General features: G+C 63.6%; 21 protein-coding genes and 1 pseudogene. 17 read left to right on the top strand and 5 right to left on the bottom strand.

All coding sequences use genetic code 11. The features are described 5' to 3' along the window. Positions 1-18: 18 nt before the first annotated feature. From ACVJNE_RS09180 to ACVJNE_RS09170, 3 genes and pseudogenes are all read left to right on the top strand, one after another. Positions 19-1,544 (top strand): annotated as a pseudogene (locus tag ACVJNE_RS09180) (TadA family conjugal transfer-associated ATPase). A gap of 41 nt (positions 1,545-1,585) precedes the next feature. Beyond that, the gene (locus tag ACVJNE_RS09175) at positions 1,586-2,599 is read left to right on the top strand and encodes a type II secretion system F family protein (RefSeq protein WP_421928306.1); all 1,014 of its coding nucleotides are present in this window, start codon (positions 1,586-1,588) and stop codon (positions 2,597-2,599) included. Between the two features lie 18 nt (positions 2,600-2,617). Beyond that, positions 2,618-3,613, top strand: coding sequence for a type II secretion system F family protein (locus ACVJNE_RS09170; protein WP_499564865.1), 996 nt, complete (start codon positions 2,618-2,620; stop codon positions 3,611-3,613). A gap of 23 nt (positions 3,614-3,636) precedes the next feature. Here the strand turns inward: ACVJNE_RS09170 and ACVJNE_RS09165 are convergent, their stop codons facing one another. From ACVJNE_RS09165 to miaB, 4 genes are all read right to left on the bottom strand, one after another. Continuing rightward, complete coding sequence (locus tag ACVJNE_RS09165; protein ID WP_499564863.1) at positions 3,637-4,731, bottom strand: hemolysin family protein; 1,095 nt, start codon at positions 4,729-4,731, stop codon at positions 3,637-3,639. Positions 4,732-4,758: 27 nt separating this feature from the next. Beyond that, a complete protein-coding gene (gene ybeY / locus ACVJNE_RS09160; protein WP_499564861.1) occupies positions 4,759-5,229 on the bottom strand; it encodes an rRNA maturation RNase YbeY in 471 nt (156 codons plus the stop codon). A 15-nt stretch (positions 5,230-5,244) separates the two neighbouring features. Further along, on the bottom strand, positions 5,245-6,240 hold the full coding sequence (locus ACVJNE_RS09155; RefSeq protein WP_499564937.1) for a PhoH family protein: 996 nt from the start codon (positions 6,238-6,240) through the stop codon (positions 5,245-5,247). Between the two features lie 61 nt (positions 6,241-6,301). Continuing rightward, a complete protein-coding gene (gene miaB / locus ACVJNE_RS09150; protein WP_499564859.1) occupies positions 6,302-7,717 on the bottom strand; it encodes a tRNA (N6-isopentenyl adenosine(37)-C2)-methylthiotransferase MiaB in 1,416 nt (471 codons plus the stop codon). Positions 7,718-7,874: 157 nt separating this feature from the next. On the opposite strand from miaB, the gene ACVJNE_RS09145 reads away from it, so the two are divergent. The 3 genes from ACVJNE_RS09145 (at position 7,875) to ACVJNE_RS09135 (ending at position 9,643) form a co-directional block, all read left to right on the top strand. Then, complete coding sequence (locus ACVJNE_RS09145; protein WP_376769148.1) at positions 7,875-8,270, top strand: pilus assembly protein N-terminal domain-containing protein; 396 nt, start codon at positions 7,875-7,877, stop codon at positions 8,268-8,270. A gap of 111 nt (positions 8,271-8,381) precedes the next feature. Beyond that, positions 8,382-8,969, top strand: a complete 588-nt coding sequence (locus ACVJNE_RS09140; protein WP_173187986.1) for a TadE/TadG family type IV pilus assembly protein — start codon at positions 8,382-8,384, stop codon at positions 8,967-8,969. A 50-nt stretch (positions 8,970-9,019) separates the two neighbouring features. Then, positions 9,020-9,643 carry a TadE/TadG family type IV pilus assembly protein gene (locus ACVJNE_RS09135; RefSeq protein ID WP_499564857.1) on the top strand — a complete coding sequence of 208 codons (624 nt, stop codon included), beginning with the start codon at positions 9,020-9,022 and terminating at the stop codon, positions 9,641-9,643. Between the two features lie 10 nt (positions 9,644-9,653). On the opposite strand, the gene ACVJNE_RS09130 is transcribed toward ACVJNE_RS09135, so the two are convergent. Continuing rightward, entirely contained in the window at positions 9,654-10,463 is an 810-nt protein-coding gene (locus tag ACVJNE_RS09130; RefSeq protein WP_499564855.1) for a phosphate/phosphite/phosphonate ABC transporter substrate-binding protein, read from the bottom strand. A 237-nt stretch (positions 10,464-10,700) separates the two neighbouring features. On the opposite strand from ACVJNE_RS09130, the gene ACVJNE_RS09125 reads away from it, so the two are divergent. The 11 genes from ACVJNE_RS09125 to ACVJNE_RS09075 all read left to right on the top strand — a co-directional run bounded on the left by ACVJNE_RS09125 (position 10,701) and on the right by ACVJNE_RS09075 (position 21,900). Next, entirely contained in the window at positions 10,701-11,930 is a 1,230-nt protein-coding gene (locus ACVJNE_RS09125; RefSeq protein WP_499564935.1) for a phosphopentomutase, read from the top strand. Next, entirely contained in the window at positions 11,923-12,816 is an 894-nt protein-coding gene (mutM, locus tag ACVJNE_RS09120) for a bifunctional DNA-formamidopyrimidine glycosylase/DNA-(apurinic or apyrimidinic site) lyase (protein WP_499564853.1), read from the top strand. Before ACVJNE_RS09125 ends, mutM begins: the two co-directional genes overlap by 8 nt. Positions 12,817-12,859: 43 nt before the next feature. Further along, positions 12,860-13,633: an enoyl-CoA hydratase gene (locus ACVJNE_RS09115; RefSeq protein WP_499564851.1), complete on the top strand. Its 774-nt coding sequence runs from the start codon at positions 12,860-12,862 to the stop codon at positions 13,631-13,633. Positions 13,634-13,799: 166 nt separating this feature from the next. Next, entirely contained in the window at positions 13,800-14,066 is a 267-nt protein-coding gene (gene rpsT / locus ACVJNE_RS09110) for a 30S ribosomal protein S20 (RefSeq protein WP_173187993.1), read from the top strand. Between the two features lie 815 nt (positions 14,067-14,881). Then, entirely contained in the window at positions 14,882-16,426 is a 1,545-nt protein-coding gene (gene dnaA, locus ACVJNE_RS09105) for a chromosomal replication initiator protein DnaA (protein WP_379013731.1), read from the top strand. A 211-nt stretch (positions 16,427-16,637) separates the two neighbouring features. After that, entirely contained in the window at positions 16,638-17,756 is a 1,119-nt protein-coding gene (gene dnaN, locus ACVJNE_RS09100) for a DNA polymerase III subunit beta (RefSeq protein WP_421928291.1), read from the top strand. A 17-nt stretch (positions 17,757-17,773) separates the two neighbouring features. Continuing rightward, positions 17,774-18,949 carry a DNA replication/repair protein RecF gene (gene recF, locus ACVJNE_RS09095; RefSeq protein ID WP_499564849.1) on the top strand — a complete coding sequence of 392 codons (1,176 nt, stop codon included), beginning with the start codon at positions 17,774-17,776 and terminating at the stop codon, positions 18,947-18,949. 40 nt (positions 18,950-18,989) lie between these two features. After that, positions 18,990-19,757, top strand: a complete 768-nt coding sequence (locus ACVJNE_RS09090; protein ID WP_499564847.1) for a molybdopterin-synthase adenylyltransferase MoeB — start codon at positions 18,990-18,992, stop codon at positions 19,755-19,757. 3 nt (positions 19,758-19,760) lie between these two features. Continuing rightward, the gene (locus ACVJNE_RS09085; protein ID WP_499564845.1) at positions 19,761-20,249 is read left to right on the top strand and encodes a GNAT family N-acetyltransferase; all 489 of its coding nucleotides are present in this window, start codon (positions 19,761-19,763) and stop codon (positions 20,247-20,249) included. Further along, the gene (locus ACVJNE_RS09080) at positions 20,246-21,496 is read left to right on the top strand and encodes an aconitase X (protein ID WP_499564843.1); all 1,251 of its coding nucleotides are present in this window, start codon (positions 20,246-20,248) and stop codon (positions 21,494-21,496) included. Before ACVJNE_RS09085 ends, ACVJNE_RS09080 begins: the two co-directional genes overlap by 4 nt. Then, positions 21,475-21,900: an aconitase X swivel domain-containing protein gene (locus ACVJNE_RS09075; protein WP_499564841.1), complete on the top strand. Its 426-nt coding sequence runs from the start codon at positions 21,475-21,477 to the stop codon at positions 21,898-21,900. The genes ACVJNE_RS09080 and ACVJNE_RS09075 overlap by 22 nt, the downstream gene beginning before the upstream one ends. Positions 21,901-21,940: the final 40 nt, after the last annotated feature.

The raw sequence follows: 21,940 nt of genomic DNA, 5'->3' as shown, positions 1-21,940 counted from the left end.
AGCGGGATCGGCGCGGAAATGTTTGGCAAAAGAGGCAACGACGGCGGACAGAGCGAGACACCGGCTTTCCGGCCTGCCGGAACACCGGCGCCCGCGCCCGCAGCGCCCCGCGAGGCGGCCACGAGCACGACGACAATTGCGCCCGCACGCCCGCAACAGGCCGCAGGCGGTGCAAGTGCCGCCCCCGCAGCCCCGAAGCGCGCCATCGAGGCCCCGCCGCTTGCGCCGGAGCCTCCGAAGCGCGCTCCGCGCGAGCGCAGCGATAGCTATTACGATACCAAGAGCCAGGTTTTCTCGGCGCTGATCGACACGATCGACCTGTCGCAGCTGGCAAAACTCGACGCGGATTCCGCGCGCGAGGAAATCCGCGACATCGTCAACGACATCATTGCGATCAAGAATTTCGCGATGTCGATCTCCGAGCAGGAAGAACTGCTGGAGGACATCTGCAACGACGTGCTGGGCTATGGGCCGCTCGAGCCCCTGCTGGCGCGCGACGACATCGCCGACATCATGGTCAACGGCTCGAAGAACGTCTACATCGAGGTGGGCGGCAAGGTCGAGCAGACGACCATCCGCTTCCGCGACAACCAGCAGCTTCTGAACATCTGCCAGCGCATCGTCAGCCAGGTCGGCCGGCGCGTCGACGAATCTTCGCCGATCTGCGACGCGCGTCTTCCCGACGGTTCGCGCGTCAACGTCATCGCACCCCCGCTCGCCATCGACGGCACCGCACTGACGATCCGCAAATTCAAGAAGGACAAGCTGACACTCGACCAGCTCGTGCGGTTCGGCGCGATCACGCCCGAAGGCGCGGAAGTTCTGAAGATCATCGGCCGTGTCCGCTGCAACGTGGTCATTTCCGGGGGCACGGGTTCCGGTAAAACCACCCTGCTGAATTGCCTGACCAACTATATCGACCGCGACGAACGCATCATCACCTGCGAGGACTCGGCCGAGCTGCAGCTCCAGCAGCCGCACGTGGTGCGACTGGAGACCCGCCCGCCAAACCTCGAAGGCGAGGGCGAGGTCACCATGCGCGACCTGGTCAAGAACTGCCTGCGCATGCGTCCCGAACGTATCGTCGTCGGCGAGGTGCGCGGCCCTGAAGTGTTCGATCTTCTGCAGGCGATGAACACGGGCCACGACGGATCGATGGGTACCATCCACTCCAACAGCCCGCGCGAATGCCTCAACCGCATGGAATCGATGATCGCGATGGGTGGCTTCGCCCTGCCGCAGAAGACCGTGCGCGAGATCATCGTCGGCTCGATCGATGTCATCATCCAGGCGGCACGCGCCTGCGCGACGGCTCTCGCCGCATCACCCACATCACCGAGGTGATCGGCATGGAAGGCGACGTCATCATCACGCAGGACATCGTCCTCTATCACATCAAGGGCGAAGACGCGCAGGGGCGTATCATCGGCGAGCACGTGTCGACCGGCATCGGCCGCCCGGCGTTCTGGGATCGCGCCCGTTACTATGGCGAGGACGCGCGGCTCGCCAACGCGCTGGAAGCGATGGAAAAGGAAGCGCAGTGATCGGGCACGTCCGCACGGCAGGCACTGCATAGGAGACTGGGATGTTCGGACTGGACAGCACCGTTCTGGCCTTCATCGCGCTGGCAACGCTCAGCGTCGGTGCGCTTGCCTATGCCCTGCTGTTCACATCGATCGAGAACGAGAAGAAGGCCGGCAAGCGGCTGGAAACCATCAAGCGCGCCGACACGGATCGCGCCACGGTCAAGGCGTCGCGGGACCGCGTTGCCGAGGCGGCACGTCGGCGCAAATCCGTGCAGGATTCGCTCAAAGAGCTGGAAACCAAGCAGAAAACCCGCGCCCTCAGCACCAAGAAGCCACCTCTCAAGATACAGCTTCGCCAGGCCGGCATGAAAGTCAGCATACAGCGCTTCTACATCTATTCCGTCATCTGCGGGCTAGTCCTGACGGCGCTGCTGTTCATCGTGGGCGTACCGCCGCTGGTGCTGCCCGGCGTTTTCCTGGCGGGAACCTTCGGCATCCCGCGCTGGGTCGTCTCATTCATGCGCGCGCGCAGGGTGAAGGCATTTCTCCACGAGTTTCCCAACTCGCTCGACGTCATCGTGCGCGCGGTCAAGTCGGGCCTGCCGCTCAACGATTCCGTGCGGCTGATCGCGGCGGAGTCACCCGAGCCCGTGCGGACCGAATTCCGCCGCATCGTCGAGTCGCAGCAAGTCGGCCTCTCGCTGCCGGAAGCGGTGATGCGCATGCCCGAAACCATGCCTTGCGCGGAAGCCAGCTTCTTCGGCGTGGTCATCCAGATCCAGAGCCAGGCCGGCGGCAACCTCTCCGAAGCGCTGGGCAACCTCTCCAAGGTGCTGCGCGACCGCAAGAAGATGAAGGCCAAGATCCAGGCGCTGTCGATGGAAGCCAAGGCCTCCGCCGTCATTCTGGGCGCGCTGCCGTTCCTCGTTGCGCTGCTCGTCTATCTGTCGAGCCCGAACTACATCATGCCGCTGTTCACCCATCCGACAGGGCATCTCATCCTTGCGATCTCCGGCGTGTGGATGTCGATCGGCATCTTCGTCATGCGCAAGATGATCAATTTCGAAGTCTAGCCTCAGGGAAGCGTCACCATGCTGGACCAGATCGCCAAATCCATATCCGATCCGAGCCTGATGATCTCGATCGTGGTCGCGGTCGCGGTGTTCGTCACGATGTTCACCGCGCTTCCCGCGCTCAGCGGCAATCCGCTCAAGGCGCGGATGAAGTCGGTTGCGCTGGAGCGTGACGAGCTGCGCGCCAAGCAACGCGCACGGCTTGCCGCCGAGGCCGACCGCAGGCGCAAGGGCCTGCGCGAGGAACAGTCAGTCGGGATGCGAAACATTGTCGACAGGCTCGATCTCCGGCGCCTGCTTGCAGACGAGAAAACCGCAGCGCAGCTCAAGGTCGCCGGCTTCCGCGGCCAGAACCCGCTAACGAAATTCCTGTTTTTCCGCCTTGTCCTGCCCTTCATCGGACTGGCTCTCGGCCTCGTCTACATCTTCGTGCTCGGAGGCCTCTCCGAGCAGTCGCCGCTGATGAAGTTGTTCGTCTGCATTCTGCTCGCCTATGGCGGCTTTTACGCTCCGATCCTCTACGTCAGGAACCGGGCCACCAAGCGCCAGCAATCCATTCAGAAAGCATGGCCAGACGCGCTGGACCTTATGCTGATCTGCGTGGAATCCGGCATATCGGTGGAAGCCGCGTTCCGCCGTGTGGCGGACGAGATCGGCATACAATCGGTCGACCTGGCCGAAGAGCTCGTGCTGACGAATGCCGAACTGTCGTTCCTTCAGGAGCGCAAGCAGGCCTACGACAACCTTGCGGCGCGCACGGGACTTGAGGCCGTGAAATCGGTGACGCAGGCGCTGGTTCAGGCCGAACGCTACGGCACGCCGGTTGCCCACGCCCTGCGCGTCCTGTCGGCGGAAAGCCGCGACATGCGCATGAACATCGCCGAGAAGAAGGCAGCGGCGTTGCCGCCCAAGCTGACGGTGCCGATGATCCTGTTCTTTCTGCCGGTGCTTTTCGGCGTCATCCTCGGACCGGCCGGCATCCAGATTTCGGAACAGGCGATCTTCAGCAAGTGACGGCGATGCCGTCGGCTGCTTGATCAGGCGCTCTGCTTTTCCGGCGTTTTGACTTCGGCAGGCGGCGGCAAGGGCTCGTCGCGCGTGACCATCCGCGCCCTGCGGCGATCCGCAGCCCTGCCCTGAACGATCCTGACCCGCTTGACGCGGCGGGGATCGGCATCAAGCACGTGGAACTCGAAGCCGGGAATGGCCTGCACGACCTCGCCGCGCGCCGGCACACGGCCGAGCGCGTTGAAGATCATGCCGCCGATGGTGTCGACATATTCCTCGTGCTCACCGCCGGTGAAGGCCTCGCCGATGGCTTCGGCCACATCCTCGATCTCCGCCTTGGCGTCGACGACGAAAATGCCGTCGCCCGTGCGGGTGATCATCGGCTCCTCGTCCTCATCATGCTCGTCCTCGATGTCGCCGACGACCATCTCGACGATGTCCTCCAGCGAAACGAGACCGTCGGTGCCGCCATATTCGTCGATCACCAGAGCCATCTGGATGCGCGCAGCCTGCATGCGGGTCATGAGGTCGGAGGCGAGCATCGAAGGCGGCACGAACAGCACAGGCCGCACGATGCCAAGATCGCCGATCGGCTTGCCGAGATCGACATTGGCCAGATCGAGCGGCAGTGCCGGGGTCTTACGCGTGGCGCGGCCCTTCTTCTGCTTGGCCGCGCGGGTGATGTAGCCCACGACGTCGCGGATGTGGACCATGCCGCGCGGATCGTCGAGCGTCTCCTGATAGACCGGCATGCGCGAGCGGCCCGACTCCTCGAAGAGTGTCAGAAGATCGCCAAGCGCAGTCGACAGTTCGATGGCCTCGATGTCGGCACGCGGCACCATGACATCCTCGACGCGCAACTCGCGCAATCGCAGGATGTTGTTGAGCATGGCACGCTCACCGACCGAGAACACGGTACCGGTCGCCTGTTCGGACAAAGCATCCGCCAGGTCTTCACGCAAGCTCGACCCATTGCGCGGACGAAACCGCGCAGCCAGCCGTTCGAATAATGAGGGTTTGGTGCCGGATCGTCCGGCGGGCGTACTTTGGGACTCGCCTGACTGGTCGGAGCCCTGTTCGCCGCCCTGCTCCGCAACAGCGGCAGATTGTGCGTTTTCGTTCATCGTCTTTCGGTCGTTTGACCTTTTCAGTTATCCATATGGATCAGGAATGGCAAGTCCGGCGAGTATGCGCCGTTCGAGCGCTTCCATTTCCTCGGCTTCTTCGTCGGTTTCGTGGTCGTAGCCGAGAAGATGCAGCATGCCATGCACGATCAGGTGCCTGAGATGGTGCTCGAAGGGCTTTTCTTCCAGTACCGCCTCCGAAGAAATCGTCTCGAAGGCCAGCACGATGTCGCCCAGCATCGCCGGAAGCGGGTCACCCGGGGCGATTTCGAAGGCCGGGAACGACAGGACGTTCGTCGCCTTGTCCTTGCCGCGCCAGCCGCGATTGAGCACGGCGATATGCGCGTCGTCGGTGAAAAGCAGCGAAAGTTCGGCCGCATTTGCCGATTTCAGGTCGAATTCGGCCAGAACCGCGTCGACAGTCGGACCGGCAAGCGCCGAAAGCTCATCCTCGGCCGGCCACGCGCCGGCTTCGATCGCGATGTCTATGTCGATCATGACGATATCAGTGCGTCAAACGTCGATCCGACCCTTGCGGTCGGCGCCGGAACCATGGGCGTCGTAGGCCCTGACGATTTCGGCGACCAGCGGGTGACGGACGACGTCCACGTCGTTGAACCGAACGGTGACGATGCCCGGAACGCCGTCCAGCACCTGAAGCGCCTCGACGAGGCCCGACTTGGTGTTTGGCGGCAGGTCGATCTGGCTCGGATCGCCGGTGACGATCATGCGACCGCCTTCGCCGAGGCGGGTCAGGAACATCTTCATCTGCATCGGCGTGGTGTTCTGCGCCTCATCGAGGATGATCGCCGCGTTGCGCAGCGTGCGGCCGCGCATGAAGGCCAGCGGGGCGATCTCGATAACTTCAGCCGCAATCGCCCGCTCGACCTTGTCGGCGGGGATCATGTCGTAGAGCGCGTCATAGAGCGGCCGCAGATAAGGATCGACCTTCTCCTTCATGTCGCCGGGCAGGAAGCCAAGCCGCTCGCCGGCCTCGACGGCCGGGCGCGACAGCACGATGCGCTCGACCATGCCGCGCTCGAGCAGCATCGCCGCATGGGCGACCGCCAGATAGGTCTTGCCGGTGCCGGCAGGCCCTATGCCGAAGACGAGTTCGGAGCGCTCCAGCGCCCGCATATAGGCGTCCTGGTTCAATGAACGCGCATAGATCGTGCGTTTGCGCGTGGCGATCTGCGCTGCCGCCACCTTGCCCTTGCGCTCAAGCGTCGGGAGCGTGAGCTGATCGTCGACGGCTATCGCCATGCGGATCGCGCCATCCACCTCGGAGGGAGAGACGTCCGCGCCCTTCTGGAGGAGCTCGTAGAGATAATCCAGCGCGCGCCGCGCCTGCTCGGCAACGACCGGATCGCCCTTGATGGATAGCTGATTGCCCTTCGAGCGTATATCGACGCCCAGCTTCTGCTCCAGCCGGGCCAGATTCTCGTCGAACTGGCCGTAAAGCGCGCTCGCGTGCTTGTTGTTGTCGAAGGTCAGAACGATATGCGCCATGTCGGAGGCCCCGGCGGGCGGTGCTTTCAGTTCTGTTGCGGCGCTCAAACGTCTCTCCTGATTAACGCCCGTCTCCGGTCACAGGTTCGGAGAAAAGGCTGTTGGGACCCGCTTTCGTGATTCGCACTCTGACAATGTCACCGATTTCGCCGGCCATTTCATCAACAATTACCGGCTGAAGCCAAGGCGAGCGGCCGACCCGCTGACCCGCATTTCGGCCGGGCTTCTCAATCAGCAGGTCAATTTCCGAACCGACAAGACTTGCCGCAAAAGCAGTCTGCTGTTCGGCCACCAGGGCCTGCAGGCGTTGAAGCCTCTCATTCTTGACGTCTTCGGCCACCTGTAACGGCAAATCGGCGCCAGGCGTTCCCGGCCTCGGCGAATATTTGAACGAAAACGCCTGCGCGTAGGTCACGTCGCGGATAATCCGCATCGTGTCCTCGAAATCCTCATCCGTCTCGCCCGGAAATCCGACGATGAAGTCGCCGGACATGGCAATGTCTGGTCGCGCGGCGCGAATGCGGTCGACCAGCCGGAGGTAATCGGCGCCGGTATGCTTCCGGTTCATCGCCTTCAGGATACGATCCGATCCCGATTGAACCGGCAAATGCAGGTAGGGCATCAGCGACGGCAGATCGCGATGGGCGGCGATCAGCGCATCGTCCATGTCGCGCGGATGGCTGGTGGTATAGCGCAGCCGCGCAAGGCCAGGAATTTCGGCAAGGCGGAACAACAGTTGTCCAAGGCCCCATTCGGTGCCATCCGGACCCTCGCCGTGCCAGGCATTGACGTTCTGCCCGAGCAGGGTGACCTCGCGAACGCCGGCTTCCGCAAGCCGCTCGGCCTCCGCAACGAGTTGAGAGACCGGACGCGAGACTTCCGAACCGCGCGTGTAAGGCACCACGCAGAAGGTGCAGAACTTGTCGCAGCCTTCCTGGACGGTGAGAAAGGCCGTGACGCCCCTGCTGCGCACCGCCTTGCGCTCCAGCGCAGGCAGGTGCTCGAACTTGTCCTCGATGGCGTATTCCGTCTCGACGACCTTCTCGCCCGCCCGCGCCTTCTGCACGACCTGTGGCAAGCGATGATAGGTTTGCGGGCCGATGACCAGATCGACCACCGGCGCGCGACGGAGAATCTCGTCGCCCTCGGCCTGTGCGACGCAGCCGGCAACGCCGACCAGAGTCTCACGGCCGCTGGCGGCGCGCTCGGCCTTGAGCTGGCGGATACGGCCGAGCTCCGAATATACCTTTTCGGCCGCCTTTTCGCGGATATGGCAGGTATTCAGGAGCACCAGGTCGGCGTCCTCGATCTCGGCCGTAGGCTGGTAGCCTTCCGCAGCGAGCGCATCCGCCATGCGCTGGGAATCGTAGACATTCATCTGGCAGCCGTAAGTCTTGACGAAGACCTTGCGGGGCGCTGCGCCATGCGCCTCGGACGGCAGGTTTGTTTCGCGCGTAATCGTGTCGTTCATTTCCATGGCGCGTCTCTAGCCGTTTTTGATGTCAAAAAACAGATGAATCGCCAGAGATACCGCGCCTTAACGGTCGGTTCACCAATATCCTTCATTTTTCCTTCAACTGTCCAAGACCTGGAGAACTCGCATGGCGCGGCGCTGGATCAATTTCGTAACGGGCATGGCCCTGGCGAGCGCGGTGGCACTGCCGGCCCAAACCCTTGCAGGCGAACCGATCCAGGTTCAGATGAACCAGGCCAAGATCGTCAAGCTCGCGCGCCCTGCCGACACGATCGTCATCGGCAATCCGGCGATCGCCGACGCTTCCGTTCAGGACGCATCGACAATCGTGCTTACCGGCAAAGGCTTCGGCGTGACCAATCTTGTGGTTTTGGACAATGACGGCGCTCCGATCGTCGACGAGCAGATCGTCGTATCGCGGCATCTGGCCAATTCCGTGCGCATCTATCGTCGCTCCGACGTACAGACCCTGTCCTGCAGCCCGTATTGCGAATCCTCGTTCAAGAACGAGGCCGAGACGACCTCGGAAGCGGAGATGCGTCGCTACTCCGAATAAGCGTTAACGAAGGACTGACTTTGGCCGCTCAATTTGAGAGTTCGCCAAAACGGCCCCTCAACCCGCCTACTGTATGGTCCTGCCATGAGATACCACCGGCAGGGTGCCACCATGCATGATGCAAGCGAGAAAAAACCAGTCGAGACGCGCGGCAAGCCGCGGCGACCAGGCTTTCTGCGTCATTTCGTAAAAGATGCGAAAGGCAGCGTCGCGATCGAATTCACGGCGCTGGCTATTCCGTTCGCCATGCTCGTGTTCGCGATCCTGGAAAGCTGCATCTCGTTTGCAGCCCAGCAGCTCATGTCCAGCATCACTGACGACGTGGCCCGCCAGTTCCGCACCGGCCAGATACAGATTGCCGATGTCGAGGCCGACAAGAACCTGGTGCGCAATAAAATCTGCGACCGGCTGGAGATCGTGGTGTCGGATGGTTGTCCCGGCCTCGAGATCGACCTGCGCAGCTTCAACACATTCGCACAGGCTGCACAGCAGCGTATCGCCTTCACGAAGGACAACGATATCGACACCAAGGGCTTCAAGATCGACCCAGGCAAGGCGCTTTCAAAGAACCAGTTGCGGGTATTCTACCGCTGGCCGGTGATGACCGATTTCCTGCGCAAGTCGATGTCGAACCTGAAGGATGGAAAGACGCTGCACTACGCAACGGTCACCTGGCAGAACGAGCCATTCGAGGAATAGACGGCGCATGGGCCGGGCATAAAAGGTTGCTCTAGCGGGGAGAGCAGGGAATGAACATGAAACGCGTTATTCTCAACGGGATGGTCAATACTAAGGCGAAGTTCCTTCGCCTCGTTGGCGACCGGCGCGGCGTGGCCGCCTTGGAATTCGCCATGGTCGCGCCCCTGCTTCTGTCGCTCTATTTCGTGACGATGGAGGTTGCGCAAGGCATTGAGGCGAACAAGAAGGTCAGCAGGATCGGCTCCATGGTCGCCGATCTCATCACGCAACAGCAAAGCATCAACCGTTCCGAGCTGGAGGCGATCATGCAGATCGGTGGTGCGATCCTGCTGCCCTACAATCGCAGCATGCCAGACATCACCGTCACCGCGATCAAGCTCACCGACAAGGCCAATCCCAAGGCGATTGTGCAGTGGTCGCGCAGGATGCGGAACGGCGTATTCATGCAGGGTCCGGTAAAGGGCACCGAAACCCAGGTTCCGACGACGTTGAAAATCAGGGACACGTTCCTGATCCAGGTCAGCGCTGGCCTGGACTACCGGCCCGTCCTTACCTGGACGGCGGAAAACAAGGCCGCGATAGGACTGGCCGCGTCGTTCGACAGGATCAGCATGGATGAAAGCTACTTCCTGCGCCCTCGCATGACGGCGGAGATCGACTGCAGCGACTGCTGATCGACGCCGATCACTCTGCGGGCGAGGCAGAGTTGGCCGACATCGCCTTGCTGACTGCGCCGAGTGCCTCGATGACAGGTTGGTAATCCTCCTGAGCGGCGATGGCAAAGCCGCCGCCATGGCGACGTTCCAGATAGTAGGCGAGATCGCGATCGGCGACGACGCCAGCCAAAAGGCGCTGCAACGCCTCGACCTGCTCCTGCGCCAGCGTGTTGCGGACGGCGTGTGGCCCGTATCGCAGCAGGGGCGAGTGCCAAGTTACCTCGAAAGCGGAAGCGTCCACACCGGCTGAGGCAAGACGGTCGATGGAGCCGCCGGACAGCGACCCGTCTCCAGATTCAGGCGCGGCCGGCACCCAGCCGAAATACGCATCGACCGCGCCGCTGAGAAACATGGCCTCGGCCTCGCTGGCGCTTTCGGTTGGGACAAACCTGCCGGCCCCGAGCGCATCCGCGGCGCCGGGCCAGGACGCCAGAGGCGCAAGCCGCGTCGCCAGACTGTCATCCGGCCCCACAGCAATGGATTTCAGGGCTTCGTTGCCTTCGGATGCACGAGCGATCAGCACCGAACGGAACCCGAACGAGCCATCGATGCCGACGGGCGCCGCAACCGGGCGCAGGCAAACGCAGCGGATCGATGCCGCAGCATAGGCGGGCGCGGTGTAAATGGCATAGTCGATCCGGCCATCGAGATGGCTTTCGATGAGCGCGGGATAGTCACGGGCAACCAGCACCTCGACCGGCATCGACAGCGCGTTCGAGAACGCCGTCTTGATCGCCGAAAGGCCCTCGACGGCCGCGCCCTCCCCGCCGGAAGCCACAAGGCCTATCCGGAAGGGCGTTGCGGGCCCTCCGTCAGCCGCCGTAGCCGCACCTGAAATCCAGCATGCGAAAAATACGGCAGCACCCGCTCCCGAAATCGTCCGGTGTCGAACCACGTTTCCTGCTCCAAGCCGTTGCCAGCGCGGATTTTCGGCTGCTTTGGTTTCATAATTGCCAAGATCGGCGCATGAACCTATGTCTTGGAAGTCACCGAACCGGCAGAAAGCACCCACTACATGGCCCGCGCATTCCTTTTCGTGCTCGATTCCTTCGGCATCGGCGGCGCGCCTGACGCGGCGTCTTTCGGTGACGAGGGATCGGACACGTTCGGGCATATCGAAGCGGCATGCGCGCGCGGCGAAGGCAATGCCGCGGGCCTGCGGGAAGGCCCCCTTCACCTGCCCAACATGCGGGCGCTGGGGTTAGGTCACGCTGCCGCGCTCGCCACGGGCCGACCGATGCCGACAGAGGCCACCTCTGGCTTCCATGCGGCGGCGACAGAGACTTCGAGCGGCAAGGACACGCCCTCGGGCCACTGGGAGATTGCCGGCCTGCCGGTCCGGTTCGACTGGGGCTATTTTCCCGATACGCAGCCTGCCTTTCCCGCCGACTTCACCGAAGCACTGATCCGCGAGGGCAATATCCCCGGCATTCTTGCAAACGCCCACGCTTCCGGCACGGGCGTGATCGAGGAATTCGGCGAGGAGCATATCCGCACCGGCAAGCCAATCTGCTACACCTCCAGCGACTCGGTCATCCAGATCGCCGCGCATGAGGAACATTTCGGCCTGGAGAGGCTCTACGAGCTGTGCCGCACCGGACGCAGGCTGGCCGACGCGCTGAATATCGGTAGGGTGATCGCGCGCCCGTTCATCGGCGAAACCGCCAAGGACTTCGAGCGTACGCCGAACCGCAAGGATTTCGCGACGCCGCCGCCGGAACCGACGCTGCTCGACCGGCTGACGGACGCCGGCCGCAAGGTCTTCGCCGTCGGCAAGATCGGCGACATCTTCGCGCATCGCGGCATCTCGGACCTGCGCAAGGCCCCCAACAACATGGCGATGTTCGATGCCGCGCTCGCGGCGATGCGCGAGGCAGGCGACGGCGACTTCGTCTTTGCCAATTTTGTCGACTTCGACACGAATTTCGGCCACCGGCGCGACGTGCTGGGCTACGCGGCGGCACTTGAAGCGTTCGACGCACGCCTGCCGGAAGCGGTCGCGCAGCTCGCCGACGGCGACATGCTGATGCTGACGGCGGACCATGGCTGCGACCCGACATGGCGTGGAACCGACCATACGCGCGAACGGGTGCCCGTGCTGGGAACCGGCCCTGGGCTCAACGGCGGATCGATGGGCGTGCGCACCAGCTTCGCGGACATTGGCGAAACCGTCGCCGAGCATCTCGGCATCGCGCCGGGCAAATACGGCACGTCTTTCCGGGCCAAGCTTTCCGGCAATGCCTGAGCTTCCCGAGGTCGAGACGGTCCGGCGCGGGCTGCAGCCGGTATTCGAGGGCGCGCGCATCGTCGCGGTCGAACAGCGGCGGCCCGACCTGCGCTTTCCGTTTCCCGCCGACTTCGTGGCGAGCCTGACGGGGCGCTCGGTGATCTCACTGGGGCGGCGCGCGAAATATCTGACAATGCACCTCGACCGCGACCCGGTGCTGATCTGCCATCTCGGCATGTCCGGATCGTTCCGCATCCTGGCGGGCAGCGATGATTCCGTGCCGGGCGTGTTTCACCATGAGCGCTCCAAGAACGAGGCGCACGACCATGTCGTCTTCCATCTGGAAAACGATGCGGGGGCGACCAACCGGGTGGTCTTCAACGATCCACGCCGCTTCGGCTTCATGCTGTTTTCGCCGGGGGCAACCCTTCACGAACACCCGTCACTGGCCGGGCTGGGGATCGAGCCGACGGGCAACGCGCTCGACGGCGCGATGCTGGGCGACCTCCTGCGCGGCCGTCGCGCGCCGCTAAAGACGGCGCTGCTCGACCAGCGGCTGATTGCGGGCCTCGGCAACATCTATGTCTGCGAGGCATTATGGCGGGCAGGCCTGTCGCCGCGCCGCGAGGCCGGATCCATCGCTCCCCCGCCGGGCCGTACCAACGCCCGCTGCGAGAGACTTGCCGAAGCCATCCGCGAGGTAATTGCCGACGCCATAGCAGCCGGAGGATCCTCGCTGCGCGACCATGTGCAGGCCGACGGATCGCTCGGCTATTTCCAGCATTCGTTCAACGTCTACGACCGCGAGGGCGAGCCCTGCCGCAAGCCCGGCTGCGGCGGCACGGTGCAGCGCATCGTACAGAGCGGTCGCTCGACCTTCTATTGCCCGTCCTGCCAACGTTAGCTATCTGGGCACGCATCGAAACCCCATTTGGAGGAAAGAAACGATGGCCTATGAAACGATCCTCGTGGAGACGCGCGGCAAGGTAGGCCTCGTGACGCTCAATCGCCCCAAGGCGCTGAACGCGCTCAACAGCGTGGTGATGGAGGAAGTGGTCGCGGCACTCCAGGCCTTCGAGGCCGACGAGGCAATCGGTGCGATCGTTATGACCGGCTCTGAGAAGGCATTCGCGGCCGGCGCCGATATCAAGGAGATGCAGGAGAAGTCCTACATCGACATGTATATGGCGGACTTCTTCGCCGGATGGGACGCCATGACCCGCATCCGCAAGCCGATCATCGCTGCGGTTTCCGGCTATGCGCTCGGCGGTGGATGCGAGCTCGCCATGATGTGCGATTTCATCATCGCCGGCGACAACGCGAAGTTCGGCCAGCCCGAGATCACGCTGGGCGTCATGCCGGGCATGGGCGGCTCGCAGCGGCTCACGCGCTTCGTCGGCAAGTCCAAGGCGATGGACATGTGCCTGACGGGCCGCATGATGGATGCAGCCGAGGCGGAGCGCTCGGGCCTCGTATCGCGCGTGGTGCCGGCCGCCGACGTGGTCGAGGAAGCGGTCAAGGCTGCCGAAAAGATCGCCGGCCTGTCGCTGCCTGCTGTGATGATGAACAAGGAGGCCGTCAACCGGGCGTACGAGACGACGCTCACCGAGGGGCTGCGCTTCGAGCGCCGGGTTTTCCATGCGATGTTTGCGCTGGAGGATCAGAAAGAAGGCATGGCGGCCTTCTCCGAAAAGCGGCCGGCGACATTCCGCAATCGCTGAGAACGGCAGCAACGCATTGAAGCGTTGACGCGCCGGAAAAGCTCATCTATAAGCCGCCGCAACTGAGGCGGCCTATGGCTGCCCCTTTGTTTTTGCGCCAGACGATAGGTTCAAGCGGAATCGATCCGTTCTGGCGCTTCACGTGACATAGTGAGAGAGAGGCATCATGGCCAATACGTCTTCGGCCAAAAAGGCAACGCGCAAGATCGCCCGCCGCACCGCGATCAACAAGAACCGCCGTTCGCGCGTTCGTACCTTCATCCGCAAGGTCGAGGAAGCTCTGGCCAGCGGAGACAAGGCAGCGGCTCAGGCGGCATTCACCGCCGCGCAGCCGGAACTGATGCGCGCTGCCTCGAAGGGCGTGCTTCATCGCAATACGGCATCCCGCAAGGTTTCGCGCCTTGCCCAGCGGCTCAAGACGCTGACTGCCTGATAAGGGCTTTAATCCTTTAGTCGAAACATGAACCCGGTGACCCGTTCGCCGGGTTTTGTTTTGCGTGGCGCAAGCGCCTGTATATGTGCTCCGGCGGGTGCCGCGCAGCCGGCCGTCTTTTGCCGGCGCAACCTGGCCTTGTTCATCCATGAGTTGAACCGGAACAAGCTGCCGCCGCGCCCGAGCTTTTTAAGCTTATAAAATATCGTTCAAAATCAGCCGCTTATTCGCGGTTGCGATTCCGCAGCCGCATATCCGGCGAGTCCAAAGCGGATACCCGGCTGTCAAGACATTTTTGTGAAAAACGGTGGCTTTTTAGTACCGCTGGCAAAAGGTTTTGAATCGTAACGACTTCTCTCACCGGGGGCTTTCGCCCGCAGTGCGTCAAGCTGAATCTGCGCTCCGAATCGTGAAAAATTCCTTACCTGTCTCTTGCCCTGCGCGCCGCCTTTTCGGTAAAGTCCGGACATCGAATGGGGCAGGCCCAAACCCTGCTGATCCCAGCCAGACAGCGGCAACAGCTTAGCGTGGGCGCAAGTTCGCGAACGGGTTGATTGTGCCTGTTCGACGCAAGGGGACTGTTTATTTGTGACGCAATTTTGTTCCCGGACGCAAGTTCGGGAAGGGGTTCTTGTGTCTTGTGTGTGAGTGAAGCCGGCCAGTGCGGATGGCCGGTCTGGAGAATGAAAGGAATGCGACGCCGGTAGAGAGTAACGAGGTACGGCAAAGACAAAAAAAGGCGCCCGCGCACCGGATGCGGATTTCAAGTCGGACGACGGAGCGCCACAACGAATACACAGGGAAGTCAGGCAAAAATGCACAGCGGCATTGCAGAGCGGGCCGAACCGGCCACGTTTGTTCCAGCACAACAGATCGAGGAGAGGACGGGGATGACGCCGGCGAGCGGGCCCGAGGCCAATTTCGAGCGCGTAAAAGCGCAACTCAAGGCCAGGCTTGGCAACGACGTCTATTCGAGCTGGTTCGGTCGAATGAAGATCGCGGAAACCTCCCGCGGCTTGATACGGCTCTCCGTGCCGACGGCATTCCTGCGCCAGTGGATCAACAATCACTATCTCGACCTGATCGCCGAACTGTGGAAGCAGGGCGACCCCGCCATGCTCAAGCTGGAGATCGTCGTCCGCTCTGCCACGCGCAGCGCCGCACCCCAGATCGAGGAAGAGCGCGCGCCGGCCAAAAAAGCGGACCGCCAGGTTTCCGTCGGACTGCAGGCACCCGTGCCAACACACCCACGCATGGAGAAGCCGGCGCAGCCGCGCATGAACGGCGCCGACCTTGCCGGCAAGCAGTCCGTGCTCGGCTCGCCGCTCGACAGCCGCTACACCTTTGCCTCATTCGTCGAGGGACCATCCAACCGCGTCGCCTTCGCAGCCGCCCGCTCGGTCGCCGAGGCCTCGTCCAACGCCCTGCGCTTCAACCCGCTCTTCATCCATGCCTCGGTCGGCCTCGGCAAAACGCACCTGCTGCAGGCGATCGCGGCCGAAGCGATCCGGCTGAAGCCCAATGCGCGGGTGGTCTACCTGACGGCGGAGTATTTCATGTGGCGCTTCGCCACGGCGATCCGCGACAACTACGCGCTGCATTTGAAGGAGCAGCTCCGCGACATCGACCTACTGATCATCGACGACATGCAGTTTCTGCAGGGCAAGTCGATCCAGCATGAGTTCTGCCACCTCATCAACATGCTGCTGGACAGCGCCAAACAGGTGGTGGTTGCCGCCGACCGTCCGCCTTCAGAGCTGGAATCTCTGGAGCCGCGCGTTCGCTCGCGCCTCAATGGCGGCGTCGCGCTGGAAATGGCCACCCCCGACTATGGCATGCGGCTGTCGATCCTAAAGCAGCGCCATGCAGCCGCGGTGGCTGAAGTGCCCTCGCTCGACATTCCCGAGGAAATCCTCGCGCATATCGCACAGGCGGTGACCGGAAGCGGCCGCGAACTCGAGGGCGCGTTCAACCAGATCCTGTTCCGCCAGTCGTTCGAGCCGGAAATGTCGGTCGCCTGGGTCGACGAGGTGCTCGGCAACGTCTACCGCGCCGGCGAGCCCAAGCGGGTGCGCATCGAGGACATCCAGCGCATCGTCGCACGCCACTACAACGTCTCGAAGACGGAACTGCTCTCGAACCGCCGGACCCGCACCATCGTCAAGCCTCGGCAGGTGGCGATGTATCTGGCAAAGGTGATGACGCCCCGCTCCCTGCCCGAGATCGGCCGTCGCTTCGGTGGCCGGGATCATACGACGGTTCTTCATGCGGTACGCAAGATCGAGGGTCTTTCGGGCGCCGACAACACGATGGCGCAGGAAATAGAGCTGCTGAAAAGGCTCATCAACGAACAGGCCTGACGGCGCAGTCAGCAGGCCGGCAGCCATCTGTCGGCCTGGCCGCTATTTTTCTCTTGAGAAACCTCACCTTGGCGGGTCCGCAACCTCCCTGCGGGCTTGCCTTCGCAGGCATTTTCCTGTCAGGTTCGTTGTCCATTTGCGCGTCCGGCAGGCCCGATCGAGGGAAATGCGGCGCGGCCTCCGAAATGCTTTGCTGCGAGACTTGCGTGTCATGCGTGTTACACTCGAACGCTCCAACCTCCTGAAGTCGCTGAACCACGTCCATCGCGTCGTGGAGCGGCGTAATACGATCCCGATCCTGTCCAACGTGCTGCTGTCGGCCTCCGGCGCCAGCCTTGAGATGAAGGCGACGGATCTCGATCTGGAGGTGACGGAAGCAACCGCGGCAGTGGTCGAGCAGACCGGCGCGACGACCGTGCCGGCGCACCTGCTCTACGACATCGTGCGCAAGCTGCCCGACGGCTCGGAGGTGATGCTGAAGGTCGACGAGAGCGGCAACTCGATGTCGGTGGTGTCCGGCCGCTCGTCTTTCCGCCTGCAGTGCCTGCCGCAGGCCGACTTCCCCGAGCTCTCGGCTGGATCTTTCAGCCACATCTTCCGCCTGGATTCTCAGGCGCTGCGCGGCCTGATCGAAAAGACCCAGTTCGCCATCTCCACCGAGGAGACGCGGTACTACCTCAACGGCATCTACCTTCACGCCCACGAAGAGGGCGGCAAGTTGATGCTGCGCTCGGTGGCCACCGACGGGCACCGTCTGGCGCGGGCCGAAGTCGAGGCGCCGGCAGGCTCGGAAGGCATGCCGGGCATCATCATTCCACGCAAGACCGTCAGCGAACTGCAGAAGCTGGTCGACGATCCCGACGTGGCGGTGACGACGGAGCTGTCCGACACCAAGATCCGCTTCACCATCGGCAGCGTGGTGCTGACCTCGAAGCTGATCGACGGCACGTTTCCAGACTACCAGCGCGTCATTCCGACCGGCAACGACAAGAAGCTCATCATCGACCGGCAGAGCTTCGCCCAGGCGGTTGACCGCGTGTCGACAATCTCGTCCGAGCGCGGGCGCGCGGTCAAACTCTCGATTGCTTCCGGCCAGGTGACGTTGACGGTGAACAATCCCGATTCGGGCAGCGCGACCGAGGAAGTAGCGGCCGACTACGATGCCGACCCGATCGAGATCGGCTTCAACGCCAAATATCTGCTGGACGTCGCCGCGCAGCTCTCGGGCAGCGAGGCGCGCTTCATGCTGGCCGATGCCGGCGCGCCGACGCTGATCCACGACATGACGGACGACCACGCGCTCTACGTGCTGATGCCGATGCGCGTCTAGGCGCGCAGCGGACGATCATGACCGGAACCGGAACAGCCGAACCGCCGCGAGGCGCGGCCCAGACCCGTATCGAGCGTCTGCTGCTGACTGATTTCCGCAACTACGAAAGCCTGGCGCTAGATTTCAACGCCGGCGCGGTTGTGCTGACGGGCGAGAACGGCGCCGGCAAGACCAACCTTCTTGAAGCAATCTCGTTTCTGACGCCCGGGCGCGGCCTGCGGCGGGCGATGCTCGACGACGTGTCGCGCAGCGGCGTGGGGAACGGGTTTGCGATCCATGCGCGGGTGGCGGGCGCGTTCGGCGAGGTCGAAATCGGCACTGGAACGCTCGGTGAGCGGGCTGCGAACGGCGATAGTGTCGGCCGCAAGGTGCGCATCAACGGTGCGACCGCACGCTCGGCAGACGAAATGCTGGAATGGCTGCGCGTGATCTGGCTGGTGCCGGCGATGGACGCGCTGTTCACGGGCCCGGCGGGCGACCGGCGCCGCTTCATCGACCGGCTGGTTCTGGCCATCGACCCCGCCCACGGGCGACGCGCGCTCGACTATGAAAAGGCCATGCGCGGCCGCAACCGGCTGCTTTCCGAGCAGGCGCGTGACGACCAGTGGTTCGATGCCATCGAAACCCAGATGGCTGAGACGGGCACGGCAATCGCCGCCGCACGGGTGGAGATCGTGCGGCTGCTCGCCGCCATGGTCGAGCGACTGCCCGGCGACAGCCCCTTTCCGCAGGCCGACATCGCGCTGGCCGGCACGCTTGAGGAAGCGCTGGCGCAGCAGCCGGCGATCGAGGTAGAGGAAGGGTTCCGACGTTCGCTGTCGCAGAACAGGTTCCGGGACCGCGCGGCAGGGCGCACGCTCGAAGGCCCGCACCGCTCGGACCTTCTGGTGCGGCACCGGCCGAAGGACATGCCCGCAGGGCAGTGTTCGACCGGGGAACAGAAGGCGTTGCTGACCGGCCTCGTACTGTCGCACGCACGGCTGGTGGCGGAACTCTCCGGGTCGGCGCCGATATTGCTGCTCGACGAGATCGCGGCGCATCTCGACGCCGGGCGGCGGGCTGCGCTGTTCTCGATCCTCGACGAGCTCAACTGCCAGGCCTTCATGACCGGCACAGACGCGGCGCTGTTCTCCGCGCTGGAGGGCCGCGCGCAGTTTCTGTCCGTTTCGGCGGGCATGGTGACCGCCGGTTGAGCCGCTGACATTCGCGCCGGCAGCGCTTATGTTGAGTGCCATGGACACGCCCGCGACACCACCGCTTTCGCCCGAGGAACTGGAACGCTACGCGCGCCATATCGTGCTGCCGGAAGTCGGCGGCCCGGGCCAGCAGAAGCTCAAGCGCGCGCGGGTGCTGGTCGTCGGCGCGGGTGGGCTTGGCGCGCCGGTTCTGCACTATCTAGCGGCCGCAGGTGTGGGTACGCTCGGCATCGTCGACGATGATCTCGTGTCATTGTCGAACCTGCAACGGCAGGTGATCCACGATACCATAAGCATTGACTTACCTAAAACCGAAAGCGCAGCGGCGACCATCATCCGCATCAACCCGCATGTGACGGTGGAGCAGCATCGGCTGCGGCTGACGAACGAGAATGTGGCAGAACTGGTTTCGGCCTATGACCTCGTCATCGACGGGACCGATAATTTCGATACGCGCTATGCGATCGCGGACGCCTGCGCCGAAACGGAGCGGCCGCTGGTGACCGGTGCGGTCGGGCGCTTCGACGGGTCTATCACAGTTCTCAAACCCTACGAGACTGGAGCGGACGGACGACGCAACCCGTCCTACCGCGATCTCTTCCCGGAGCCGCCGCCGCGCGATCTCGTACCCTCCTGCGCCGAGGCGGGTGTGCTCGGCGCGCTGGTGGGTGTCATTGGCACGTTGCAGGCAATGGAAGCCATCAAGCTCATCACAGGCATCGGCGAACCGCTGGTTGGCCGGCTGTTGATGTATGACGGGCTGGGGGCGAATTTCGACACGGTTCGCTACAGCGCAAAAGGTTAGTCATTGCTTACTATACCTCCTGTCACCCTTCTGCGCGTTTATGCCGATTTCGGCAGGATGGACGCGTTGCTCGATCTCATCATGCGCTCGTTTGCTTATATGAATGGCGTTATCGACCCGCCTTCATCGGCCCATCGCCTGACTGTGGAGAGCCTGCGCGAGAAGTGCGGGGCAGAGATCGCCATCGCGGCGCAGGAAGACGACCGGCTCGCGGGATGCGTGTTTCTTGCTGAACACGCCGACCATTTCTATCTCGGCAAGCTTGCGGTTGATCCGGCCCTGCAGGGTCGGGGCATCGGCAGGCTTCTGATGCAGGAAGCCGAGGCCATTGCGGTCGCGGCCGGCAAGCCCGTAATCGAGCTTCAAACCCGGATCGAACTGACCGGCAACCAGGCGGCATTCGCTCGCATGGGCTTCGTGGAGACCGGCCGCACGGCGCATGCGGGCTTCAACCGGCCGACGAGCATAACCTTGCGCAAGGCGCTCCGATGACGCCGATGCTGACCGCCGAGGAACGGGCGATCGCAGCCGGCACGGACGGCGCCGCCATGGCGATGCGGATCGTCGTGGAGGCCGCGCGCTTGATGGGCGCGCAGCGGCTGATTCCGATAGCGTCCGCGCATATCGATGGGGCGCTTTACCATGGCGATTCCGGCACGCTGTTTGCCGAAAGGCTGGTCGAGGGTGGCGCCAGGGTGTCCGTGCGGGCAACGCTCAATGTCGGCGCACTCGATCTCACAGGCTGCGCGCGCGTCCGGCTTGAGGAACCGGCACGGTCAATGGCAGCTCGGATGATGTCGGCCTACCGCACGCTGGGGTGCGAGCCGACGTGGACCTGTGCGCCGTACCAGGCAGGGCATAGGCCTGCGTGCGGCACGGATGTGGCATGGGGCGAATCGAACGCGGTTGTCTTCTGCAACTCCGTTCTCGGTGCGCGCACCAATCGCTACGGCGACTTCCTCGACATTGCCTGCGCCATCGCCGGCCGCGCGCCCGACTATGGCCTGCACAGACCGGAGAACCGAAAAGCGACCGTTGTTTTCGACGTTTCCGGGCTGCCATCGGATTTCGTGGAGGCAGATTTCGCGTGGCCGATCCTCGGCAGTCTCTACGGACGTGAAGTGGGCGACGCCATCGGCGTCGTCGCCGGCGTGGGTGGCAGTCCCGACGAAGACGCGCTCAAGGCGTTCGGCGCGGCGGCAGCTTCGACCGGTGCGGTCGGCCTGTTCCACATCGCCGGCGTCACGCCTGAGGCGGCCGATTTGGAGACCGCGCTGGATCATGCCGAACCGGCTGAGGTGATCCGGGTCGACATCGGGATGGTCGCCCACGCGCGGGCGCGTCTTTCGACCGCCGAACGGCCGGACAGGATCGACGCCGTGGCAATCGGCAGCCCGCACCTTTCCAGCGAGGAACTGGTAAGGCTGGAGCGTCTGGTTGGCGACCGCAGGCTTGCGGTGCCAATCTATGCCTGCACCGGGCGCCACGTGCTGGCGTCGCTCAGCTCCGACCGGCGGGCGGCACTGGAGAAAACCGGCGTTATCCTCGTCGCCGACACATGCGTCGTCGTCACCCCGATCATGCCGGCGCTTGCCGGCGGCGTGCTGATGACCAATTCGGGCAAGTTCGCGCATTACGCGCCCGGCAACACCGGCTATTCGGTGCTTTACGGCTCGCTTGCCGAATGCGTTGAAAGCGCCGTTTCGGGAAGGCCGCAGTGGACGGGGTCCCTGTCGTGAAGGGCGATGTGCTTGTCGAAGGCGCCAGCGGTACTGGCGAGGGCCTCGTGCTTTCGGCGCCGATCAGCTTCTGGGGCGGCGTCGACCCCAAATCCGGCAGGATCGCCGATGTGCGCCATCCCCAGCATGGCCGTTCCATTGCCGGAACGGTGCTTTTCCTGCCGGGCACAATCGGCTCTTCTTCGGCATCCGCGGTCCTTCTGGAGCTCGTCAGCGCCGGCAAGGCCCCGGCCGCGCTCGTTCTTCACGAGCCCGACGCGATCCTGCTGCTTGGGCTTGTCGTGGCCAAGGAGATGGGTCTGCACTTGCCTATGGCTGTCAGGCTGGACAGGACCGCGTTTGCGGCTTTCGCGGGTAAGAGCGTGAGCGTCGGCGGGGATGGCATGGTTGCGGTGAAAGCCTAGCGGTAGCGGTCTTACAGTGCGTCCTTCGAGGCTCGCTCCG

This window comes from Mesorhizobium sp. DxT, assembly GCF_058448885.1.
Note: the sequence above shows the minus strand (reverse complement) of the source record. Positions and strands in the feature narration are given on the sequence as shown.

What these genes read in the sequence shown, in the direction of transcription:
- ACVJNE_RS09135 (WP_499564857.1), top strand. Translation starts at nt 9,020, where the DNA reads ATGAACATGAAACGCGTTATTCTCAACGGGATGGTCAATACTAAGGCG.
- ACVJNE_RS09165 (WP_499564863.1), bottom strand. Translation starts at nt 4,731, where the DNA reads ATGAACGAAAACGCACAATCTGCCGCTGTTGCGGAGCAGGGCGGCGAA.
- dnaN (WP_421928291.1), top strand. Translation starts at nt 16,638, where the DNA reads ATGCGTGTTACACTCGAACGCTCCAACCTCCTGAAGTCGCTGAACCAC.
- ACVJNE_RS09145 (WP_376769148.1), top strand. Translation starts at nt 7,875, where the DNA reads ATGGCCCTGGCGAGCGCGGTGGCACTGCCGGCCCAAACCCTTGCAGGC.
- ACVJNE_RS09155 (WP_499564937.1), bottom strand. Translation starts at nt 6,240, where the DNA reads ATGGCGCATATCGTTCTGACCTTCGACAACAACAAGCACGCGAGCGCG.
- miaB (WP_499564859.1), bottom strand. Translation starts at nt 7,717, where the DNA reads ATGGAAATGAACGACACGATTACGCGCGAAACAAACCTGCCGTCCGAG.
- ACVJNE_RS09090 (WP_499564847.1), top strand. Translation starts at nt 18,990, where the DNA reads ATGGACACGCCCGCGACACCACCGCTTTCGCCCGAGGAACTGGAACGC.
- recF (WP_499564849.1), top strand. Translation starts at nt 17,774, where the DNA reads ATGACCGGAACCGGAACAGCCGAACCGCCGCGAGGCGCGGCCCAGACC.
- ACVJNE_RS09125 (WP_499564935.1), top strand. Translation starts at nt 10,701, where the DNA reads ATGGCCCGCGCATTCCTTTTCGTGCTCGATTCCTTCGGCATCGGCGGC.
- ACVJNE_RS09175 (WP_421928306.1), top strand. Translation starts at nt 1,586, where the DNA reads ATGTTCGGACTGGACAGCACCGTTCTGGCCTTCATCGCGCTGGCAACG.
- ACVJNE_RS09115 (WP_499564851.1), top strand. Translation starts at nt 12,860, where the DNA reads ATGGCCTATGAAACGATCCTCGTGGAGACGCGCGGCAAGGTAGGCCTC.
- ybeY (WP_499564861.1), bottom strand. Translation starts at nt 5,229, where the DNA reads ATGATCGACATAGACATCGCGATCGAAGCCGGCGCGTGGCCGGCCGAG.
- ACVJNE_RS09170 (WP_499564865.1), top strand. Translation starts at nt 2,618, where the DNA reads ATGCTGGACCAGATCGCCAAATCCATATCCGATCCGAGCCTGATGATC.
- dnaA (WP_379013731.1), top strand. Translation starts at nt 14,882, where the DNA reads ATGCACAGCGGCATTGCAGAGCGGGCCGAACCGGCCACGTTTGTTCCA.
- rpsT (WP_173187993.1), top strand. Translation starts at nt 13,800, where the DNA reads ATGGCCAATACGTCTTCGGCCAAAAAGGCAACGCGCAAGATCGCCCGC.
- ACVJNE_RS09140 (WP_173187986.1), top strand. Translation starts at nt 8,382, where the DNA reads ATGCATGATGCAAGCGAGAAAAAACCAGTCGAGACGCGCGGCAAGCCG.
- mutM (WP_499564853.1), top strand. Translation starts at nt 11,923, where the DNA reads ATGCCTGAGCTTCCCGAGGTCGAGACGGTCCGGCGCGGGCTGCAGCCG.
- ACVJNE_RS09080 (WP_499564843.1), top strand. Translation starts at nt 20,246, where the DNA reads ATGACGCCGATGCTGACCGCCGAGGAACGGGCGATCGCAGCCGGCACG.